This is a genomic window from Kitasatospora sp. NPDC043949 (assembly GCF_056435365.1).
In genome coordinates this window covers 237,938-255,609 of record NZ_JBWKEQ010000003.1, presented here as the reverse complement: position 1 = coordinate 255,609, position 17,672 = coordinate 237,938, and the positions used below count along the sequence as shown (strand labels likewise).

Genomic DNA, 17,672 nt, shown 5'->3' with positions numbered 1-17,672 from the left:
CACGAAAGGCAGGCCCCCTAGCGGTCGACTACGCGCGTAGATATGCTGCTCTGGTGACTATGTCCACTGTTGCAGCCAATGCCCTCGGCGTTGCGGGCAGCGGCCTTCAGGACGTTGCGGCGTCCGAGGCCTCGCTCCGCCGCTTCCTGCACGGCCTGCCCGGCGTCGACCAGGTCGGCCTCGAGGCGCGTGCCGCCGCCCTCGGTACCCGCTCGATCAAGACCACGGCGAAGGCCTACGCCATCGACCTGGCGATCTCGATGATCGACCTGACCACGCTGGAAGGCGCGGACACGGTCGGCAAGGTGCGCGCCCTGTGCGCCAAGGGCAGGACCCCCGACCCGACCGACCCGACCACCCCCCGCGTCGCCGCCATCTGCGTCTACCCGGACATGGTCGCCACCGCGAAGGACGCCCTGCGGGGCACCGACATCCAGGTCGCCTCGGTGGCCACCGCCTTCCCGGCCGGCCGCGCCGCCCTCCCGGTGAAGCTCGCCGACACCGCCGACGCGGTCGCCGCGGGCGCCGACGAGATCGACATGGTGATCGACCGGGGAGCCTTCCTCTCCGGCCGCTACTACGACGTCTTCAACGAGATCGTCGCCGTCAAGGAGGCGTGCAAGCGCCCGGACGGCACCAGCGCCCACCTCAAGGTGATCTTCGAGACCGGCGAGCTGCAGACGTACGACAACGTGCGCCGCGTCTCCTGGCTGGCGATGCTGGCCGGCGCCGACTTCATCAAGACCTCCACCGGCAAGGTCGCCGTCAACGCGACCCCGCCGGTCACCCTGCTGATGCTGGAGGCGGTCCGCGACTTCAAGGCGCAGACCGGCGTCCAGGTCGGCGTGAAGCCCGCCGGTGGGATCAAGACCACCAAGGACGCCATGAAGTACCTGGTGATGGTCAACGAGACCCTCGGCGACGACTGGCTGAGCCCGCACTGGTTCCGCTTCGGCGCCTCCAGCCTGCTCAACGACCTGCTGATGCAGCGCCAGAAGCTCACCACCGGACGTTACTCCGGCCCCGACTACGTGACGGTGGACTGATCACCATGGCCAAGAAGAAGAACATCGAGGAGCCCGTGAAGGCCTCCGGCCTCTTCGCCTACGCCCCGGCCCCCGAGTCCCCCGCCGCCGCGGGCGACATCGCCACCTCCTACGGCCACTTCATCGGCGGCGAGTTCGTCGACTCCTCCGGCAGCGAGGCCCTGAAGACGGTCAACCCGGCCACCGAGCAGGTGCTCGCCGAGTTCGCCCAGGGCACCGACGAGGACGTGGACCGCGCGGTCGCCGCCGCCCGCAAGGCCTTCGCCGACTGGTCGGCGCTGCCGGGCAGCGAGCGCGGCAAGTACCTGTTCCGGATCGCCCGGATCATCCAGGAGCGCAGCCGCGAGCTGGCCGTGCTGGAGTCGATCGACAACGGCAAGCCGATCCGCGAGACCCGCGACTTCGACATCCCGACCGTCGCCGCGTGGTTCTTCTACTACGCCGGCTGGGCGGACAAGCTGGACTACGCGGGCTTCGGCCCGAACCCGCGCCCGCTGGGCGTGGCCGGCCAGGTCATCCCGTGGAACTTCCCGCTGATGATGCTGGCGTGGAAGATCGCGCCCGCCCTGGCGACCGGCAACACCGTCGTCCTCAAGCCGGCCGAGACCACCCCGCTGACGGCCCTGCGTTTCGCCGAGATCTGCCGCCAGGCCGGTCTGCCGAAGGGCGTCGTCAACATCGTCACCGGCGACGGCCGCACCGGCGCCGCGCTCACCGCGCACCCGGACGTCAACAAGGTCGCCTTCACCGGCTCCACCCCGGTCGGCAAGGCGATCGCCAGGCAGCTGGCCGGCAGCCGCAAGAAGCTGTCGCTGGAGCTGGGCGGCAAGGCCGCGAACATCGTCTTCGACGACGCGCCGATCGACCAGGCGGTCGAGGGCATCGTCAACGGCATCTTCTTCAACCAGGGCCACGTCTGCTGCGCGGGCTCGCGCCTGCTGGTCCAGGAGTCGATCCAGGACGAGCTGCTGGACGCCCTGAAGCGCCGGATGTCCACCCTGCGGGTCGGCGACCCGCTGGACAAGAACACCGACATCGGCGCCATCAACTCGGCCGCCCAGCTGGCCCGGATCACCGAGCTGACCGACGCCGGCGAGGCCGAGGGCGCGGACCGCTGGTCGCCCGAGTGCGAACTCCCGGGCACCGGCTTCTGGTTCAAGCCGACCCTGTTCACCGGCGTCAGCCAGGCCCACCGGATCGCCCAGGAGGAGATCTTCGGCCCGGTCCTGTCGGTGCTGACCTTCCGCACCCCCGACGAGGCGGTCGCGAAGGCCAACAACACCCCGTACGGCCTCTCCGCCGGCATCTGGACGGAGAAGGGCTCGCGCATCCTGTGGACGGCGAGCCGGCTCAAGGCCGGCGTGGTCTGGGCCAACACCTTCAACAAGTTCGACCCGACCTCGCCGTTCGGCGGCTACAAGGAGTCGGGCCACGGCCGCGAGGGTGGCCGCCACGGTCTGGAGGCCTACCTCGATGTCTGATGTCGCGACGCGTCTTGACGTCTTCAAGACCTACAAGCTGTACGTCGGCGGGAAGTTCCCGCGCTCCGAGAGCGGGCGGGTGTACGAGGTGACGGACGCCAAGGGCCAGTGGCTCGCCAACGCTCCGCTGGGCACCCGCAAGGACGCCCGCGACGCCGTCCTGGCCGCCCGCGCGGCGGTCAAGGGCTGGGCCGGCACCACCGCGTACAACCGCGGCCAGGTGCTGTACCGGGTGGCCGAGATGCTGCAGGGCCGCCGCGAGCAGTTCGCCGCCGAGGTCTCCGCCGCCGAGGGCATCGGCCCGAAGAAGGCCGCCGCGCTGGTGGACGCCGCGATCGACCGCTGGATCTGGTACGCGGGCTGGACGGACAAGGTCGCCCAGATCGCGGGCGGCGCCAACCCGGTCGCCGGCCCCTTCTTCAACCTCTCCACCCCGGAGCCGACCGGCGTGGTCGGGATCGTCGCCCCGCAGGCCGGGTACGGGCACTCGCTGCTCGGCCTGGTCTCGGTGATCGCCCCGGCGATCGCCACCGGCAACACGGTCGTGGTCGCGGCCGCCGCGGACGCCCCGCTGCCGGCCCTGTCGCTGGGCGAGGTGCTCGCCACCTCGGACGTCCCCGGCGGCGTGGTCAACATCATCTCGGGCAAGACCGCCGACATCGCGCCCACCCTGGCCTCGCACCAGGACGTCAACGCGGTGGACCTCACCGGCGCGATCGCCGCCGACGGCCCCGGCGCGGCGCAGGCGCTGGAAGCGGCCGCCGCGGATACCCTGAAGAGGGTGGTCCGTCCGGAGCTGGACCCGTTCGCCCAGGACTGGACCAATGCGCCCGGTACCGACCGGCTACTCTCGTTCCTGGAGACGAAGACGGTCTGGCACCCGATGGGGATCTGACCGCCCCGTCGACCATCGAGTAACAACTCCACAGACTGGCCGTCCCCAGTGCCCTCTCCCCCCCAGGGCCCGGACGGTCATTGGACGGACCCGCGCCTCTCCCCCCCTGGCGCGGGTCCGTCGCCTTTCCGTGCCGTTTCGACGCCGTCCTCCGGCTCGCCGATCCCCGGAGCTCTCAGAAGGTGCGATCCGACGGGTTTCGGCATCGGGCCCGGATGCGTCAGACTGGTGTCCCGTGAGTGACGACCCGCTGAATCCTGTGCCGATGACCCACGCCCGGGTCGTCCTGCTGTCCGGCCCCTCCGGCTCCGGGAAGTCCTCGCTCGCCGAGCGCAGCGGGCTGCCGGTCCTGCAACTGGACGACTTCTACAAGGACGGGGACGACCCCACCCTGCCGCTGCTGCCCGACGGCGCGGTCGACTGGGACTCCCCGCTCGCCTGGCACCGCGACCAGGCGGTCGCCGCGATCCGCAGCCTGTACGCGACCGGCCGCGCCGACGTCCCGGTGTACTCGATCCCGGACAACGGCCGGATCGCCACCCGCGCCCTGGACCTGGACGGCGCCCCCGCGTTCATCGCCGAGGGCATCTTCGCCGCCGAGATCACCGCCGAGTGCGCCGCCGAGGGCCTGCTCGGCGATGCCCTGTGCCTGCGCAACGGCGCGCTCACCACGGCCTGGCGCCGGCTGCGCCGGGACGTCCGGGAGGGCCGCAAGTCGCTGCCGGTGCTGCTGCGCCGCGGCTGGCGGCTGATGCGGGCCGAGCGCTCCATCGTCGGGCGGCAGGTCACCCTGGGCTCCCACCCGTGCGCCGGGGCCGAGGCCGAGCGCCGGATCCGCGCCGCGGCCGGGCGGCGGGAGCTGTCCTCCGTCTGAGCCGCCCTCCGTTGGGGCGGGCCGTGCTCCGTTCGGGCGGGCCGTGCTCCGTTCGGGCGGGCCGTCTCCGGACGAGGGATCGACGCGGGACGAAGACACGAAGAACGACGGGCCCGGTGCGTCTCCCCCGCACCGGGCCCGTCGCCTTCCCCGAACGGCCGTCGGGCTCCCCGTGTTCACCGCTCCCCCGAGCCGGCGTCCACGCACCGCGACCGTCCGCTACCCGTCCCCCGACGGGAGTTCCACTCCTGCGCGTCACCCGCGCCCGCGTCAGGCGACCAGCTCGCCGAACGCCCGGACGGTGTCGCCCGACTTGTTCAGGTGCTCGTCCTCGCGCAGCCGGCGCAGCGCCCGCCAGATGCTGCTCTTGACCGTGCCGACGCTGATCCCCAGCACGTCGGCGATCTCCGGGTCGGTCTTGCCCTCGTAGTACCGCAGCACCAGCATGGTGCGCTGGTTCTCCGGAAGCTTCGCCAGCGCCTGCCAGAGCACGGTGCGCAGCTCGGTGCCGCCCATCGCGTCGGTGTCGCCGGCCGTCTCCGGCAGCTCCTCGGTCGGGTACTCGTTGACCTTGCGGCGCCGCCAGGCGGAGATGTGCAGGTTGGTCATGGTGCGGCGGAGGTACCCGCCGACCGCGGCCTTGTCGGTGATCCGGCCCCAGGCCCGGTAGGTGCTGAAGAGCGCGCTCTGCAGCAGGTCCTCGGCCTCGTAGCGGTCACCGGTGAGGTGGTACGCCGTGGCGTACAGGGAGGCGCGGCGCTCGCGCACGTACGCGGTGAACTCCGTGATGTGGTCCTCCGCGACGGCCGGGTGCTCCCCCTGCGCGTCCGCCCGTCCCGCCTCGGTGGTGCGGGCCGCCGCCGGGTTCAGCTGCAGCAGCGTCGCACCGGCGGCCTCGCGGCCGGCCGACTCCCCCGAGCCGACCGTCCGCAGGCCGTTCCCGCCGACGCCCCGGTTCCCCGCCGGAGCGTCCTTGCCCTCGACGCGGACGGGGAGGATCCCCCGCAGCGTGAGGGTGTTGCCGGAGTCGGCCGCGTTCCCCACCCGGCCGATCCCGTACAGCTCCCCCGTCCTGGCGCCGCCGCTCACCCGGCGGGCGACAGGGTTTCCACCGGTGCTGTGCGCGCACCCCCGTACGGTCACGGCACCGGAGTTCTCGTCGGTCCTGACCTCGTACCGGGTCCGCGGGGCGGTGGCTGACGAGCGCGCGGTGCGGACAGCCGGGTTGGTCCGGGTCTGAAGCATGGCGTTCATCGTGCGCCCCCTGGGTCGGTACGAGCGGTTCCTGTTGCCGCCTTCCAGCCGGCCGGGTTGGCCCGCTGTCCTGCGGCGACATGGAAAATCTTGCCCGCCGGTTGTGATGGCGCTGTCCGCCGACTGTCACAGGGGTGTCACAGGGGCGGGCCTTTCGTCCCGGTCCGCCTCCCTCCGTACCGGACGCCGGTGGTGCTCCTTCCGGTTCCCGTACGGGCGGTGACCGGTCCTGGGGGTGATTCGACGCTTCGAGTGGGCCAAAATGGGGCCGTGCCTTTCCTCCTTCTGATCGAGGACGACGACGCCATCCGGACCGGCCTCGAACTCGCCCTCACCCGCCAGGGCCACCGTGTGGCCACCGCCGCCTCCGGCGAGGACGGTCTGAGGCTCTTCAAGGAGCAGCGGCCCGACCTGATCGTGCTGGACGTCATGCTGCCCGGAATCGACGGCTTCGAGGTCTGCCGCCGCATCCGCCGCACCGACCAGCTGCCGATCATCCTGCTGACCGCCCGTTCGGATGACATCGACGTGGTCGTCGGCCTGGAGTCCGGCGCCGACGACTACGTGGTCAAGCCGGTGCAGCCACGGGTGCTGGACGCCCGGATCCGGGCCGTGCTGCGGCGCGGCGAGCGGGAGAGCTCCGACTCCTCCGCGTACGGCACCGTGGTGATCGACCGGGCGGCGATGACCGTCACCAAGGACGGGCAGGACCTCCAGCTCACCCCGACCGAGCTGCGGCTGCTCCTGGAGCTCAGCCGCCGCCCCGGCCAGGCGCTCTCCCGCCAGCAGCTGCTTCGGCTGGTCTGGGAGCACGACTACCTGGGTGACTCCCGCCTGGTGGACGCCTGCGTGCAGCGGCTGCGGGCGAAGGTCGAGGACGTCCCGTCCGCGCCGACCCTGATCCGCACCGTCCGCGGCGTGGGCTACCGGCTGGACCCGCCGGCCTGAGCGCCTCTCCCGTCCTCCTGTTTCCCCCTCCTCCTGCTTCCCGTCCTCCTGGTCGCCGCCCTCCTGATCCGCCTGGGCTGCCCGAAATTCCTGAACTCCCTGAACTTCCGTACGACGACAGGCTCTTGTGACTGATCATCAGACGACGGCCCGCCGCTTCACCGCGGGCCCGTGGCGCAGGCTGCGTTCCCTGCGCGTACGGCTGATCGCGGTGTTCGCGGCGGTCGCGCTGCTCGCCGCCGTCTCGGCCTCCGGCATCGCCTACTGGCTCAACCGCGACGCGGTGCTCAAGCGCGCCCAGGACACCGCCCTCAACGACTTCCGGGTCTCGCTCAGCCGCAACGTCTCCGAGCTGCCGCTGAACGCGAGCTGCCCGGACCTGACCACGCTCGCGTCCACCGTCGCCAGCTCCGGACTGAGTTACGACGTGGTGGTGGCCGACCCGGCGCACCCGGAGTGCACGGCCTCCTCCGACCCGGGGCAGTTCACGCTGGCCGACGTCCCGGCGGCGCTGCAGTCCACCGTCGCCAGACAGCGCGAGGTCACCGAGAGCAACCCGTACCCGTACCACCTGTACTGGCAGCGGCAGAACCTGGCGGGCCAGCCGTTCCTGATCGGCGGCACCAAGGTGGTGCCGACCGGCCCGACGGCGTACATGTTCAAGTCGCTGGAGAACGAACGCAAAGACCTCAACACGCTGGGCTGGTCGCTGGCCATCGCCACGCTGCTCGCGCTGATCGGCTCGGCGCTGCTCGCCCAGGCGGCCTCGTCGACCGTGCTGCGGCCGGTCAAGCGGCTCGGCGACGCCGCCCGACGGCTCGGCGAGGGACACCTGGACACCCGGCTGGAGGTCGAGGGCGGGGACGAACTCGCGGACCTGGCGAGGACGTTCAACCGGGCCGCGGAGTCGCTGCACGAGCAGGTCGAGGAGTTGAGCGCGCGCGAGGCGCAGAGCCGGCGGTTCGTCGCCGACATGTCGCACGAGCTGCGCACACCGCTGACCGCGATGACCGCCGTCACCGACATCCTGGAGGACGAGGCCGAGTCGCTGGACCCGATGATCGCGCCGGCCGTACGGCTCGTCGTCAGCGAGACGCGGCGGCTGTCCGACCTGGTGGAGAACCTGATGGAGGTGACCCGCTTCGACGCCGGCACCGCCAAGCTGGTCGCCGACGAGGTGGACATGGCCGACCTGATCATGTCCTGCATCGACGGCCGGGCCTGGTACGACGCCGTCGAACTGGACGCCCCGCGCGGCATCCTGGCCGTGGTCGACCCGCGCCGGCTCGACGTGGTCTTCGCCAACCTGATCGGCAACGCGCTCAAGCACGGCGGCTCCCCGGTGCGGGTCAAGGTCCGGCAGACCGCGGGCTCGGTCGTCCTCGAGGTCTCCGACAGCGGCCCGGGCATCCCCGAGGACGTGCTGCCGCACGTCTTCGACCGGTTCTACAAGGCGGACCGGGGGCGGGCCCGCTCGGAGGGCAGCGGCCTGGGGCTGTCGATCGCGATGGCCAACGCACAGATCCACGGGGGCACGATCACGGCAGCGAACGGGGAGGTCGGGGCGGTGTTCACGCTGACGCTGCCGCTGGCCCCGACGCCTCCGCCGAACGAGGGCGAGACCGGTGACGGCCCCCTCGGCGACGCCGCCCAGGACAAGGACGCCACGTGACCGCCCCCACCCGCACCGCCCTGCGCCGCACCGCCGGCGCCCTGCTGCTGCTCGCGCTCGCCTCCGGCTGCGGCATCCGGCCGACCGCCGTCCCGGTGGACGCGGGCGCCCCGGCCAGCCGGACGGCCTGCCCGACCGCCCCGCACATACCGACCGCCCTGGCCACACCGCCGGCGCCCACGCCGACCCCGCCGGCCCGCGGCGCCGCCAAGGCCGGTGTGAGCCCGAGCCCGTCGCCCACGGTGGTGCCCGCCACCCCGCCGGCCGACAACGTGTTCGGCGCGGTGCCGACCGCAGCGCCCTGCCGGTAGTCCCGCCTGCCCCTCGTCCGCCGCCCCGCCGTTCCACCGCTCGGCCCCGGGGCGGCGGGAGGCCGGGGGCGCGCCCCGGAATGTTCACGCCCGGGGTGGAACCACCGCGCCACCGGCCCACGTCCTTCCCCCCGTGCAGCGAGATGGCACCAGGACACGCGACGAGCGTTCCGGCGCACGGACCAGGAACCGGCCGGCGACGGCCGTCCACCGTCCCCTTCGAACAGCCGGACTGGCGGGCCTGACCTGTCACCTGGCCCTCGTCCTCTGGCTGGTGGTGCTGAGGCCGCTGCCGGTTCCCTGGGTGTACGACACCAACCTGACGCCGCTGGCCTCCCTCCGCTCCTCCACCGGCTGGCAGGTCGTCGGCGAGTTCCTCCTGCTGGCCCCGCTCGGCGTGCTGCTCCCGCTGGCCGGCGGCCGGCTGCGGGCCCCCTGGCTGCCGTCCTTCCTGCGCACCACCGGCGCCTCCGCCCTGCTGGCGACCGGCCTGGAGTTCCTCTCCTCCTGGACGCCCGGGCACGTCCTCAACGTCGACCACATACTGCTCGCCGTGATCGGCGTGGCCATCACCCACCTGGCCCTCGTCCCCGGCCTGCGGCGGCTGCTGCGCGACCGGCGGCCGCGGGTCCGGGTGCCGGTGCCCGCGCCCGGGGCCGCGCCTGCGCCCGCGCCTGCGCCTGCGCCTGCGCCTGCGCCGAAGGTGACCGCCCTGGTCGGCCCGCCGGTCGCGCGCGCCCGCGCCTACGCCGAGCCCACGCCCCCCGCTCGCTGAGGCCCGTCCTCCCGCACCACGGCGAGTGCGTTCCCGCACTCGCCGTCGAGGCCGCAAAAGACCCGCGGCACCTCATAGTCAGTCATTTCCCACCTCGTCCATTGCCGTTCCGTCGGGGTGCGACGACTCCGTGATGAAAAGGCGACGCCGAATGTCGGCCGCCTCCGGTAATCTGCGCTGTCGCCCCAAAGGCCTCACCGCCCTATCCCCCGTCCCACAGGAATCCCCCTTGAACAATCTCGATTTCAGCGCCGAGCCGCTTTTCTCCTGGTACGTCGTCGCGCTGGCGATCAGCGGTGCCGCCATGCTGGTCCTCGGAGCGGTCAATCCCGGTAGCGGCCTGAAGGTCGGCTGGCGAATCATCAACGTCCTCGCCGGCCTCGGATTCCTGGGGTACGCCTACTACCTCGCGTTCGTCTTCGAAGGCGGCCGGTACGAGATCTTCTTCAAGGCGTTCATCCTGCCGATCGCGCTGATCGCCAACTCCGTGAAGGCGATCGTCGAACGCGGCAACGCCAAGAACCAGCAGTCGGCCCCGCAGGCGGCGCCGTACGACCCCAACGCCCCGCAGGCGCCGTACGGCCAGCCCGTCCCGCCGCAGGGCGCCGCGCCGCAGGCCGCGCCGTACGCTCCGCCGGCGCAGCCCGTGCCGAACAACCCGTACGCGCAGCCGGTGCCGCCGGCCGGGCAGTCCGGGCAGGCGCAGTAACCGCCTGTTGATCCGCCGCCGACGGGCGGGGGGCTCCGGTCCGTCCGGTGTCCCCCGCCCGTCGGTGTCAGGGTGTCAGGGCGTCAGGGGTCAGGGCGTCAGGCGGTGCAGGTCGCGCGGGAAGAGCGTGGTCCGGCGGATGTTGTCGGTGCCGGTGAGCCGCGCCGTCCAGCGCTCCAGCCCCAGCGCGAACCCGCCGTGCGGCGGCATCCCGTGCGCGAAGGAGCGCAGGTAGCCCTCGTACGGCTGGACCGGCTCGCCCCGGGCCGCCAGCGCGGCCAGGTAGTCCTCGTACCGGTGCAGCCGCTGGCCTCCGGTGACCAGTTCGAGCCCGCGGAAGAGCAGGTCGAAGCTGTTGGAGTACTCCGGGCGGCCCGGTTCCGGGTGGGTGTAGAAGGGCCGCTTGCGCATCGGGTAGCCGACCACGAACAGGAACTCGCTGCCGTGCTCGCGCAGCGCCCACTCGCTGAGCCACCGCTCGTGCGCCGGGGCGAGGTCCGGCTCGTCGACGCCCAACAGCCGGATCGCCTCGGCGAAGTGGAGTTGCGGGATCTCCGCCGGGACCTCGGGCGGCTTCACCTCCAGCAGGTCGACGGCGGCGCCGGCCCGCTCGGCCACCGAGGCGACCATCCCGGCGACCACCTCGCGCAGCACGGCCATCACCTCGCGGTGGTCGGTGATGAAGCCGAGCTCCGCGTCGAGGCTGGTGTACTGCGCCAAGTGCCGCGCGGTGTCGTGCGGTTCGGCCCGGAACACCGGCCCGGTCTCGTAGACCCGCTCGAACACCCCGACCATCGCCTGCTTGAAGAACTGCGGCGACTGCGCGAGGTAGGCGGGGCGGCCGAACCAGTCCAGCGCGAAGACGTCCGCCCCGGACTCGGTGGCCGAGGAGACCACCTTCGGGGTCTGGATCTCGGTGAAGCCCAGGCCGTCGAGGGTGGCCCGGAACCCGCCCACCGAGGCCGCCGCGATCCGGTGCAGGGCGGACAGGCGCGGGTGGCGGAGGGTGACGGGAGCGCCGTCGAGGATCACCGGGAGGGCGGCCTCGACGGTCGGCCGGAACAGGCTGAACGGGGGCGCCTCGGCGAGGCTGGACAGGACCTCGACGGTGGGCGAGGTCAGCTCGACGCCGGCCGGCGCCTGCGGGTTGGCGGTGACGGTGCCACGGATCCGCAGGACGGTCTCCTCCGGCAGGTCGGGACCGGCGCCGGGGGCGACCACCTGGGCCGGTCCGGAGCGGTCCCGGATCACCAGGAAGGTGACGGACTTGAGTGCGCGGCGGCGGTGCAGCCAGCCGCTGATCTCTACGGATTCGCCGACGTGGCCGGGTAGTTCGGCGGCCAGGACACGGGTCGTCGGGTGGATCATCGCGGCCCTCCAGGGGCGTCGTGGTGATCCCTTCGGAATGCGGGCGAGAAGGGCAACTCGCGGTGCCACCGCACTTTCGCCGCCGCCCGCGCGGGCGGCGGCCTCATTGCGGCCCGTTGACGGGGGCCGGCCGGCGGGGCATTTCCTCCCCGCACTCGGGAGTGTCTTCGCTCCGGGGCGCGGGGCCGCCTTCACAGCTGCCGGCGGCTCTCTCGGCCCACGGGGCCCGGAGGTACTCGTCTCCCTCGACGTGTTGCCGGAGAGGCTAGACCGGCCCGCCACCGGCCCGCAACGGGCTTTCCCGCCGCCGGGCGGGCGCCACCTGGGGCATCCGCACTCCGGGCGACCCTGAGACGGACCCCGACACCCGGCTACGCCTCACCGGCGAGTCGGCGGGGTGGCGAATCGACTGCCAGGTGGACGTTTCCGGGAGCGCGGTGGCGGAGAGTGGAAATTAAGCCCGCCGGATCGGCCGGATCGGGTGCCACGACACGGAGTTGACCCATGAGCGCCCGTCTCGCCCGTCCCCGTCACAACCGCGTCATCGCCGGCGTCTGCGCCGGGCTTGCCGAGCGCTACGGCGTGACGCCGTGGACCGTGCGACTGATCTTCCTGATCTCGATCATCCTGCCCGGGCTCCAGTGCCTGGTCTACCTGGTCCTCTGGGTGCTGCTCCCCCAGGAGCCGTAAGCCCGGGAGCCGTACGCCCGGCGCCGTCGCGCCGGGCCCGGTACGACGGCGGGCCGCCCGCTCCCGGGATCACCGGGGCGGACGGCCCGTCGCCGTGCCGGCGGCCAGGTCAGCCGGCCAGGCCCGGCAGCGGCAGGGTGTGGGTCAGCCCGCCGATGGGGGTCTTGTCGATGCCGGGGATGGTCGGGATGGCGCCACGCGTGGTGGCACCGGCCTCGGCGGCCGGGGCGGGCGCCGCCTGGCCGGCGGCCGGGGTGAGGGTGCCGAGCGTGCCGGTGACCTTGTCGCCGCCGGGCAGCTTGGCGGCGGTGTCGGTGACCGCACCGGTCACCGCGGGGTTCGTGACCGCGCCGGTGGGCAGCCCGAGGCCGCCGGGCGCGGGGGCGGCGGCGGCGGTACCGGCGCCCACCGCCGCGATGGCGATGCCGAGCGCCGCGGTGCCGGCGGCCTTGAGAGCCTGCTTCATGGTTCGTCCCTTGGGTCGTCGTCGGTGGCCGACATCGGGACGGGGCGGACGGGCTACCGCCGCCACGGCCTGTCAGCATGGACGGGCACACCGTAGTGAGTGGGCCGCGCGAGGACCAAAGGGCGTTCACTCACCCGAGTGAGTAGTCGGATGAACGCCAACTCCCTTTCGGGACATGGGCGTTCACCCGACCATTCGAACGGGCCGGGCCGCTCAGCTGTCGCCGGTGCCCGAGCTGAACAGCCACTCCGCCTTCAGTTCGGCGTACCCCGGCTTGATCACGTCGTTGATCATCGCCAGCCGCTCGTCGAATGGCAGGAACGCGGACTTCATCGCGTTCACCGTGAACCACTCCATGTCCCCCAGCGTGTAGCCGAAGGCCTCCACCAGGTGCCCGAACTCGCGGCTCATGCTGGTGCCGCTCATCAGCCGGTTGTCGGTGTTCACGGTGACCCGGAACTTCAGCCGGCTGAGCAGCCCGATCGGGTGCTCGGCGTACGAAGTGGCCGCCGCGGTCTGGAGGTTGGAGGTCGGGCACATCTCCAGCGGGATGCGCTTGTCGCGCACGTACGCGGCCAGCCGGCCGAGCTCGACGCTGCCGTCCTCGGCCACCGTGATGTCGTCGACGATCCGCACGCCGTGGCCGAGCCGGTCGGCGCCGCAGCACTGCAGGGCCTCCCAGATCGACGGCAGGCCGAAGGCCTCGCCCGCGTGGATGGTGAAGTGGTTGTTCTCGCCCTTGAGGTAGTCGAAGGCGGCCTGGTGGCGGGTGGGCGGGTGACCCGCCTCGGCACCGGCGATGTCGAAGCCGACGACGCCCTGGTCCCGGTGGCGGTTGGCCAGTTCGGCGATCTCGGTGGAGCGGGCGGCGTGCCGCATCGCGGTCAGCAGGGTGCCGACCCGGATCCGGTGGCCGGCCGCGCGGGCGTTGGCCTCGCCGAGGCGGAAGCCCTCGTTCACGGCCTGGACGACCTCGTCCAGGGACAGGCCGGCCTCCAGGTGCTGCTCGGGGGCGTAGCGGACCTCGGCGTACACGACGCCGTCGGCGGCCAGGTCCTCGGCGCAGTCGGCGGCGACCTTGATCAGGGCCTCGCGGGTCTGCATCACGGCGCAGGTGTGCGCGAAGGTCTCCAGGTAGCGGACCAGCGAGCCGGAGTCGGCGGCCTCGCGGAACCACTCGCCGAGCTCCTTGGCGTCGGTGGTCGGAAGGCCCTCGTAGCCGACCGCGGCGGCCAGCTCGACGACCGTCTCCGGGCGCAGCCCGCCGTCGAGGTGGTCGTGCAGCAGCACCTTCGGCGCGCGGCGGATCTGGTCGGGGGTGGGGATGCGCGGGCCGGCGCCCGCGGCGGTGACAGGGATCTGCTTCTCCATTGCGGAAATATAGCCCCTACGCGCGTAGACCCACCACTGTTGACACGGCCGGTTCGGCGAAAGTCCACCGGGAATTCCACCGCCCGGGCCATCCGCGACACATTCGGCCCGGTTGTGGCCCGGTTACGGCCCAGTCGCGGCTCAGTCGCGGCTCAGTCGTGCTGCAGCAACCGGCCCCGCCGGGACAGCACGAAGTCCCGGAACGCCGCCACCGGCGGGGTCAGCGGCCGCCCCGCCGCCCAGGCCAGCCCGATCGCCCGCCGGGTGCGCGGCGCCGTCACCTCCAGCTCCACCACCCCCGGCCGCGGCACCAGCGCCGGCGGCAGCAGCGCCACCCCCAGCCCGGCCGCGACCAGCCCGCGCAGCGTCTCCGCCTCCTCCCCCTCGAAGGCCAGCCGCGGCACGAACCCGGCCTGCGCGCAGAAGCCGTCCGTGATCGCGCGCAGCCCGTACCCCTGCTCCAGCCCGACGAACGGCTCCTCGGCCACCTCCGCCAGTCGGATCCGCCGCCGGCCCGCCAGCCGGTGGTCCGCCGGGACGACCAGGTGCAGCCGCTGCTCGTCCAGCGGGTGGGCCGTGAAGGCCGGATCGTCCGGCAGCGGCGCGACCAGGCAGAGGTCCAACTCCCCCGCCCGCAACCGCTCCAGCATCGCCCCGACGTAGTCCTGCACCAGCTGGAACCGGACCTGCGGATGCCCCGCCCGGAACCCGCGCAGCAGCGCCGGCACCGCGTCCGTCCCCATCGTGTGCAGGAAGCCGAACGCCACCCGCCCGGCCGCCGGATCGGCCTCCGCCCGGGCCGCCTCCGCCCCCCGCTCGACCTCCGCCAGCGCCCGCTCCACCGAGGCCAACAGCAGCCGGCCGGCCCTGGTCAGCCGGACCGTCCGGCCCTGACGGGCCAGCAGGTCCACGCCCAGCTCCTCCTCCAGCCGGGCCACCGCCCGCGACAGCGTCGGCTGCGGCACCCCGAGCAGCGCGGCCGCCCGCGTCACGTGCTCCAGCCGGGCCACCGCCGCGAACTGGGCCAGCCGGGGCGCCAGCAGCACCGCCGGCTCGTCCGGCCCCAACTCCGCCACCCGGTACCGCGGCTCCGTGCCGTCCGTCACGTCCGCCCGGTCCACCCCGGCCATCCCGCCACCACCTCGACTCATACGACAACGCATCGATCATCCACCGTTCATGCATTGGACGCATCAACCGCGGCGCGCCTACCGTCGACGACATGCAGCCCGCCGATACCAGGGCATCCGTGACCACCCCGGATGCCCCCGCCCCCGCCCCCTCGCACGACGACCGCCACCGCCCCGGCCAGCGCGCCTTCCGCCGCGCCAACCTCGCCCTGTTCGCCGCCGGAGTCGCGACCTTCGTCCTGCTCTACTCCACCCAGGGCCTGCTGCCGATCCTCTCGGCCGACCTCGACCTCACCCCCGGCCAGGCCAGCTGGACGGCCTCCGCCGCCACCCTCGGACTCGCGCTCGCCCTGCTCCCCGCCAGCGCCCTGTCCGACCGGTACGGCCGCACCGCCGTGATGACGGCCTCCACCCTCGCCGCCGCCACCCTCGCCCTCGCCCTGCCGTTCGCGCCCGACCTCACCACCCTCGTCGTACTGCGCGTCCTCCAGGGCGCCGCGCTGGCCGGGCTGCCCGCCACCGCCATGGCCTACCTCGCCGAGGAGGTCCACCCCAGTGCCCTGGCCTCCGCGATGGGCCTGTACGTGGCCGGCAACAGCATCGGCGGCATGGGCGGCCGACTGCTCTCCGGCTGGACCGCCGCGGCCTTCGGCTGGCGCTGGGGCCTCGCCGCCTCCGCCGCCCTCGCCCTGCTCGCCGCGCTCGCCTTCCGGCTGATGATCCCCGCCGCCCGGCACTTCACCCCGGCCCCGGTGGACGCCCGCGCCCTGGCCCGCACCGTCGGCCGGCACCTGCGCAACCCGCTGCTGGTGCGGCTGTACGCGCTCGGACTGCTGTTCATGGCCGTGTTCGGCGCGGTCTACAACACCGTCGGCTACCGGCTGATCTCGGCGCCGTTCCACCTGCCCGAGTCCATCGCCGCCTCGATCTTCGTCGTCTACCTGGTCGGCACCGGCACCTCCGCCGCCGCCGGCCGCCTCGCCGCCCGGCTCGGCCGCCGCGGCGCGCTCTACGTCTCCATCGGCGTGACCGCCGCCGGGCTGCTGCTCTCCCTCACCGAGTCCCTGGTCTGCGCCCTGCTCGGCCTGGTCCTGATCACCGCCGGTTTCTTCGCCGGCCACGCCACCGCCTCCTCCGCGGTCGGCCGCACCGCCACCGAGGGCCGCGCCCAGGCCTCCGCCCTCTACCTGATCGCCTACTACCTCGGCAACAGCCTCGGCGGCACCCTGGGCGCCGACGCCTACCACGCCACCGGCTGGCCGGGCGCCGCCACCGTCGGCCTCACCGCCATGACCCTCGCCGCCGCCGTCACCCTCTACGCCACCCGCCGGGCCCACGCGGCCCGGCGAGAGGACCGACTGGGCAGACTTTCCGCCAGGTAGACCTCAAGCGCCGCCGCCGCCCCCACCTGGTGTCCACGCCCGTGCGGAAGAAGGGCGTGGTCACCATCCCGCAGGAGATAAGGGAGCAACTGGACCTCCAGGAGGGCGACCAACTGGTGGTCGCCGTCGAGGACGGCCGCATCGTGCTGACCCCCGCCTCCGTGATCCCCGACGACCAGGCGTGGTTCTGGGGCGCCGCCTGGCAGGAGCAGGAGGTCGACGAGGCGATCGCCGAGGGCGACCGTGGCGAGGTCTTCCAGGACGGCGACGCCTTCCTGCAGTCCCTCGCCGACGAGGGCGGCCTGGACCTGGAGGAGATCAAGCGCCGTGCCGACGCATGAGTCGCCGGCCCACTTCCTCCGCGACTGGAAGGGCCTGACTCCCGCGCAGAAGGCCGAATTCCTCGTCGCCGTCGCCCAGTTCGTCACCGACCTGCGGGCCGGTCAGGGCTTCCGACGCGGCCTGCGCGTGAGGAAGATGCAGGGCCACCCGGACATCTGGGAGCTGACCTGGGCCCCGGACGGCCGGGCCACCTTCCACCACGGCCACCCCGTCCAGGGCGGGGAACCACGCATCGTCTGGCGCCGGATCGGCACCCACGACGTCTTCAACCGCCCCTGACAGTCACCGCGGATACACTCCGGGACATGAGCGTCGATCCGGCGGCGTACGCCCGATTGCGGAAGATCGCCGAACAGCTTCCCCGGCTGCCGGGACTGGGGAAGGTCGAGATCGCCGACGGAGCGGTCGTCCTGATGCTGTCGCCGGTCAAACGGCACGAGCTCGCGGTACTGCGGATCGCTCAACAGCTCAATGCCCAGCTACCCCAGACCCACCCCGGCTACATCGCCCACGGCGGCGCGGACCTGGAAGAAGTCGGCCTGGGCAGGCTGCGGAATCCGGATCTGATGGTGTTCGCCGAAGCGACCCTTGAGAGCGAGAGAGCAGCGTTGCTCCCCCACGAGGTGGTCCTGGTCGTGGAGGTCGTCTCCGAGTCCAACCCCGAGAACGACCACCGCGACAAGGTCCGCGACTACGCGGCGATGGGCATCCCGTTGTACCTCCTGGTCGATCCCCGCAAGGGCACCGGCATCGTGCACGACGAGCCCGGCTACACCCGCCGCAAGGACTTCGTCTTCGGCGACGAGATCACCGTCGGTCCCTGGACGCTCGACACCAGCTTCCTGCGGACTTACGCCTGAACCCGCACCCGCAGGACACCGGCCGACCGGGCCCGAGCACACGGAAGGAGCCCGCACCCGGCAACCCGGGTGCGGGCTCCTCGTCGGTCCCTCATACA

At 72.9% G+C, this 17,672-nt stretch carries 19 protein-coding genes; 14 read left to right on the top strand and 5 right to left on the bottom strand.

Annotated features, from left to right (window positions below):
* Window positions 1-59: 59 nt before the first annotated feature.
* The 4 genes from deoC to AC07AL_RS04795 all read left to right on the top strand — a co-directional run bounded on the left by deoC (window position 60) and on the right by AC07AL_RS04795 (window position 4,296).
* Complete coding sequence (gene deoC / locus AC07AL_RS04810) at window positions 60-1,046, top strand: deoxyribose-phosphate aldolase (protein ID WP_363580264.1); 987 nt, start codon at window positions 60-62, stop codon at window positions 1,044-1,046.
* A gap of 5 nt (window positions 1,047-1,051) precedes the next feature.
* Window positions 1,052-2,527, top strand: coding sequence for an aldehyde dehydrogenase family protein (locus AC07AL_RS04805; protein WP_363580262.1), 1,476 nt, complete (start codon window positions 1,052-1,054; stop codon window positions 2,525-2,527).
* Entirely contained in the window at window positions 2,520-3,422 is a 903-nt protein-coding gene (locus AC07AL_RS04800; protein ID WP_363624611.1) for an aldehyde dehydrogenase family protein, read from the top strand. The genes AC07AL_RS04805 and AC07AL_RS04800 overlap by 8 nt, the downstream gene beginning before the upstream one ends.
* 265 nt (window positions 3,423-3,687) lie before the next feature.
* Window positions 3,688-4,296, top strand: coding sequence for an ATP-binding protein (locus tag AC07AL_RS04795; RefSeq protein WP_363580258.1), 609 nt, complete (start codon window positions 3,688-3,690; stop codon window positions 4,294-4,296).
* Window positions 4,297-4,566: 270 nt separating this feature from the next.
* Here AC07AL_RS04795 and AC07AL_RS04790 read toward each other — a convergent pair whose 3' ends face one another.
* Window positions 4,567-5,229 carry a SigE family RNA polymerase sigma factor gene (locus AC07AL_RS04790; RefSeq protein WP_107453068.1) on the bottom strand — a complete coding sequence of 221 codons (663 nt, stop codon included), beginning with the start codon at window positions 5,227-5,229 and terminating at the stop codon, window positions 4,567-4,569.
* 591 nt (window positions 5,230-5,820) lie between these two features.
* Here AC07AL_RS04790 and AC07AL_RS04785 point away from each other — a divergent pair.
* From AC07AL_RS04785 to AC07AL_RS04765, 5 genes are all read left to right on the top strand, one after another.
* Complete coding sequence (locus AC07AL_RS04785) at window positions 5,821-6,498, top strand: response regulator transcription factor (RefSeq protein ID WP_063349065.1); 678 nt, start codon at window positions 5,821-5,823, stop codon at window positions 6,496-6,498.
* 127 nt (window positions 6,499-6,625) lie between these two features.
* Window positions 6,626-8,170, top strand: coding sequence for an ATP-binding protein (locus tag AC07AL_RS04780; RefSeq protein ID WP_478316839.1), 1,545 nt, complete (start codon window positions 6,626-6,628; stop codon window positions 8,168-8,170).
* Window positions 8,167-8,481 (top strand): hypothetical protein, encoded by a 315-nt coding sequence (locus tag AC07AL_RS04775; protein WP_363580254.1) that lies wholly within the window; start codon window positions 8,167-8,169, stop codon window positions 8,479-8,481. Before AC07AL_RS04780 ends, AC07AL_RS04775 begins: the two co-directional genes overlap by 4 nt.
* Before the next feature lie 133 nt (window positions 8,482-8,614).
* A complete protein-coding gene (locus AC07AL_RS04770) occupies window positions 8,615-9,256 on the top strand; it encodes a VanZ family protein (RefSeq protein WP_478316837.1) in 642 nt (213 codons plus the stop codon).
* Window positions 9,257-9,485: 229 nt separating this feature from the next.
* Window positions 9,486-9,965 carry a hypothetical protein gene (locus AC07AL_RS04765; protein ID WP_363580250.1) on the top strand — a complete coding sequence of 160 codons (480 nt, stop codon included), beginning with the start codon at window positions 9,486-9,488 and terminating at the stop codon, window positions 9,963-9,965.
* Between the two features lie 90 nt (window positions 9,966-10,055).
* Here AC07AL_RS04765 and aspS read toward each other — a convergent pair whose 3' ends face one another.
* On the bottom strand, window positions 10,056-11,333 hold the full coding sequence (aspS, locus tag AC07AL_RS04760; protein WP_478316835.1) for an aspartate--tRNA(Asn) ligase: 1,278 nt from the start codon (window positions 11,331-11,333) through the stop codon (window positions 10,056-10,058).
* Window positions 11,334-11,837: 504 nt separating this feature from the next.
* Here aspS and AC07AL_RS04755 point away from each other — a divergent pair.
* The gene (locus tag AC07AL_RS04755; protein ID WP_363580246.1) at window positions 11,838-12,023 is read left to right on the top strand and encodes a PspC domain-containing protein; all 186 of its coding nucleotides are present in this window, start codon (window positions 11,838-11,840) and stop codon (window positions 12,021-12,023) included.
* 109 nt (window positions 12,024-12,132) lie between these two features.
* Here AC07AL_RS04755 and AC07AL_RS04750 read toward each other — a convergent pair whose 3' ends face one another.
* From AC07AL_RS04750 to AC07AL_RS04740, 3 genes are all read right to left on the bottom strand, one after another.
* Complete coding sequence (locus AC07AL_RS04750; RefSeq protein ID WP_363580244.1) at window positions 12,133-12,489, bottom strand: ATP-binding protein; 357 nt, start codon at window positions 12,487-12,489, stop codon at window positions 12,133-12,135.
* A 213-nt stretch (window positions 12,490-12,702) separates the two neighbouring features.
* Window positions 12,703-13,860 carry an adenosine deaminase gene (locus AC07AL_RS04745; protein WP_063349058.1) on the bottom strand — a complete coding sequence of 386 codons (1,158 nt, stop codon included), beginning with the start codon at window positions 13,858-13,860 and terminating at the stop codon, window positions 12,703-12,705.
* A gap of 152 nt (window positions 13,861-14,012) precedes the next feature.
* Entirely contained in the window at window positions 14,013-14,990 is a 978-nt protein-coding gene (locus tag AC07AL_RS04740; protein ID WP_478316832.1) for a LysR family transcriptional regulator, read from the bottom strand.
* Between the two features lie 92 nt (window positions 14,991-15,082).
* On the opposite strand from AC07AL_RS04740, the gene AC07AL_RS04735 reads away from it, so the two are divergent.
* The 4 genes from AC07AL_RS04735 to AC07AL_RS04720 are packed head-to-tail and all read left to right on the top strand — an operon-like array spanning window position 15,083 to window position 17,574.
* The gene (locus AC07AL_RS04735) at window positions 15,083-16,372 is read left to right on the top strand and encodes an MFS transporter (RefSeq protein WP_478316830.1); all 1,290 of its coding nucleotides are present in this window, start codon (window positions 15,083-15,085) and stop codon (window positions 16,370-16,372) included.
* A gap of 41 nt (window positions 16,373-16,413) precedes the next feature.
* Window positions 16,414-16,713 (top strand): AbrB/MazE/SpoVT family DNA-binding domain-containing protein, encoded by a 300-nt coding sequence (locus AC07AL_RS04730; protein WP_478316828.1) that lies wholly within the window; start codon window positions 16,414-16,416, stop codon window positions 16,711-16,713.
* Window positions 16,700-16,993, top strand: coding sequence for a hypothetical protein (locus AC07AL_RS04725; protein ID WP_400986046.1), 294 nt, complete (start codon window positions 16,700-16,702; stop codon window positions 16,991-16,993). Before AC07AL_RS04730 ends, AC07AL_RS04725 begins: the two co-directional genes overlap by 14 nt.
* A gap of 26 nt (window positions 16,994-17,019) precedes the next feature.
* Window positions 17,020-17,574: a Uma2 family endonuclease gene (locus tag AC07AL_RS04720; protein ID WP_363580234.1), complete on the top strand. Its 555-nt coding sequence runs from the start codon at window positions 17,020-17,022 to the stop codon at window positions 17,572-17,574.
* Window positions 17,575-17,672 lie beyond the last annotated feature (98 nt).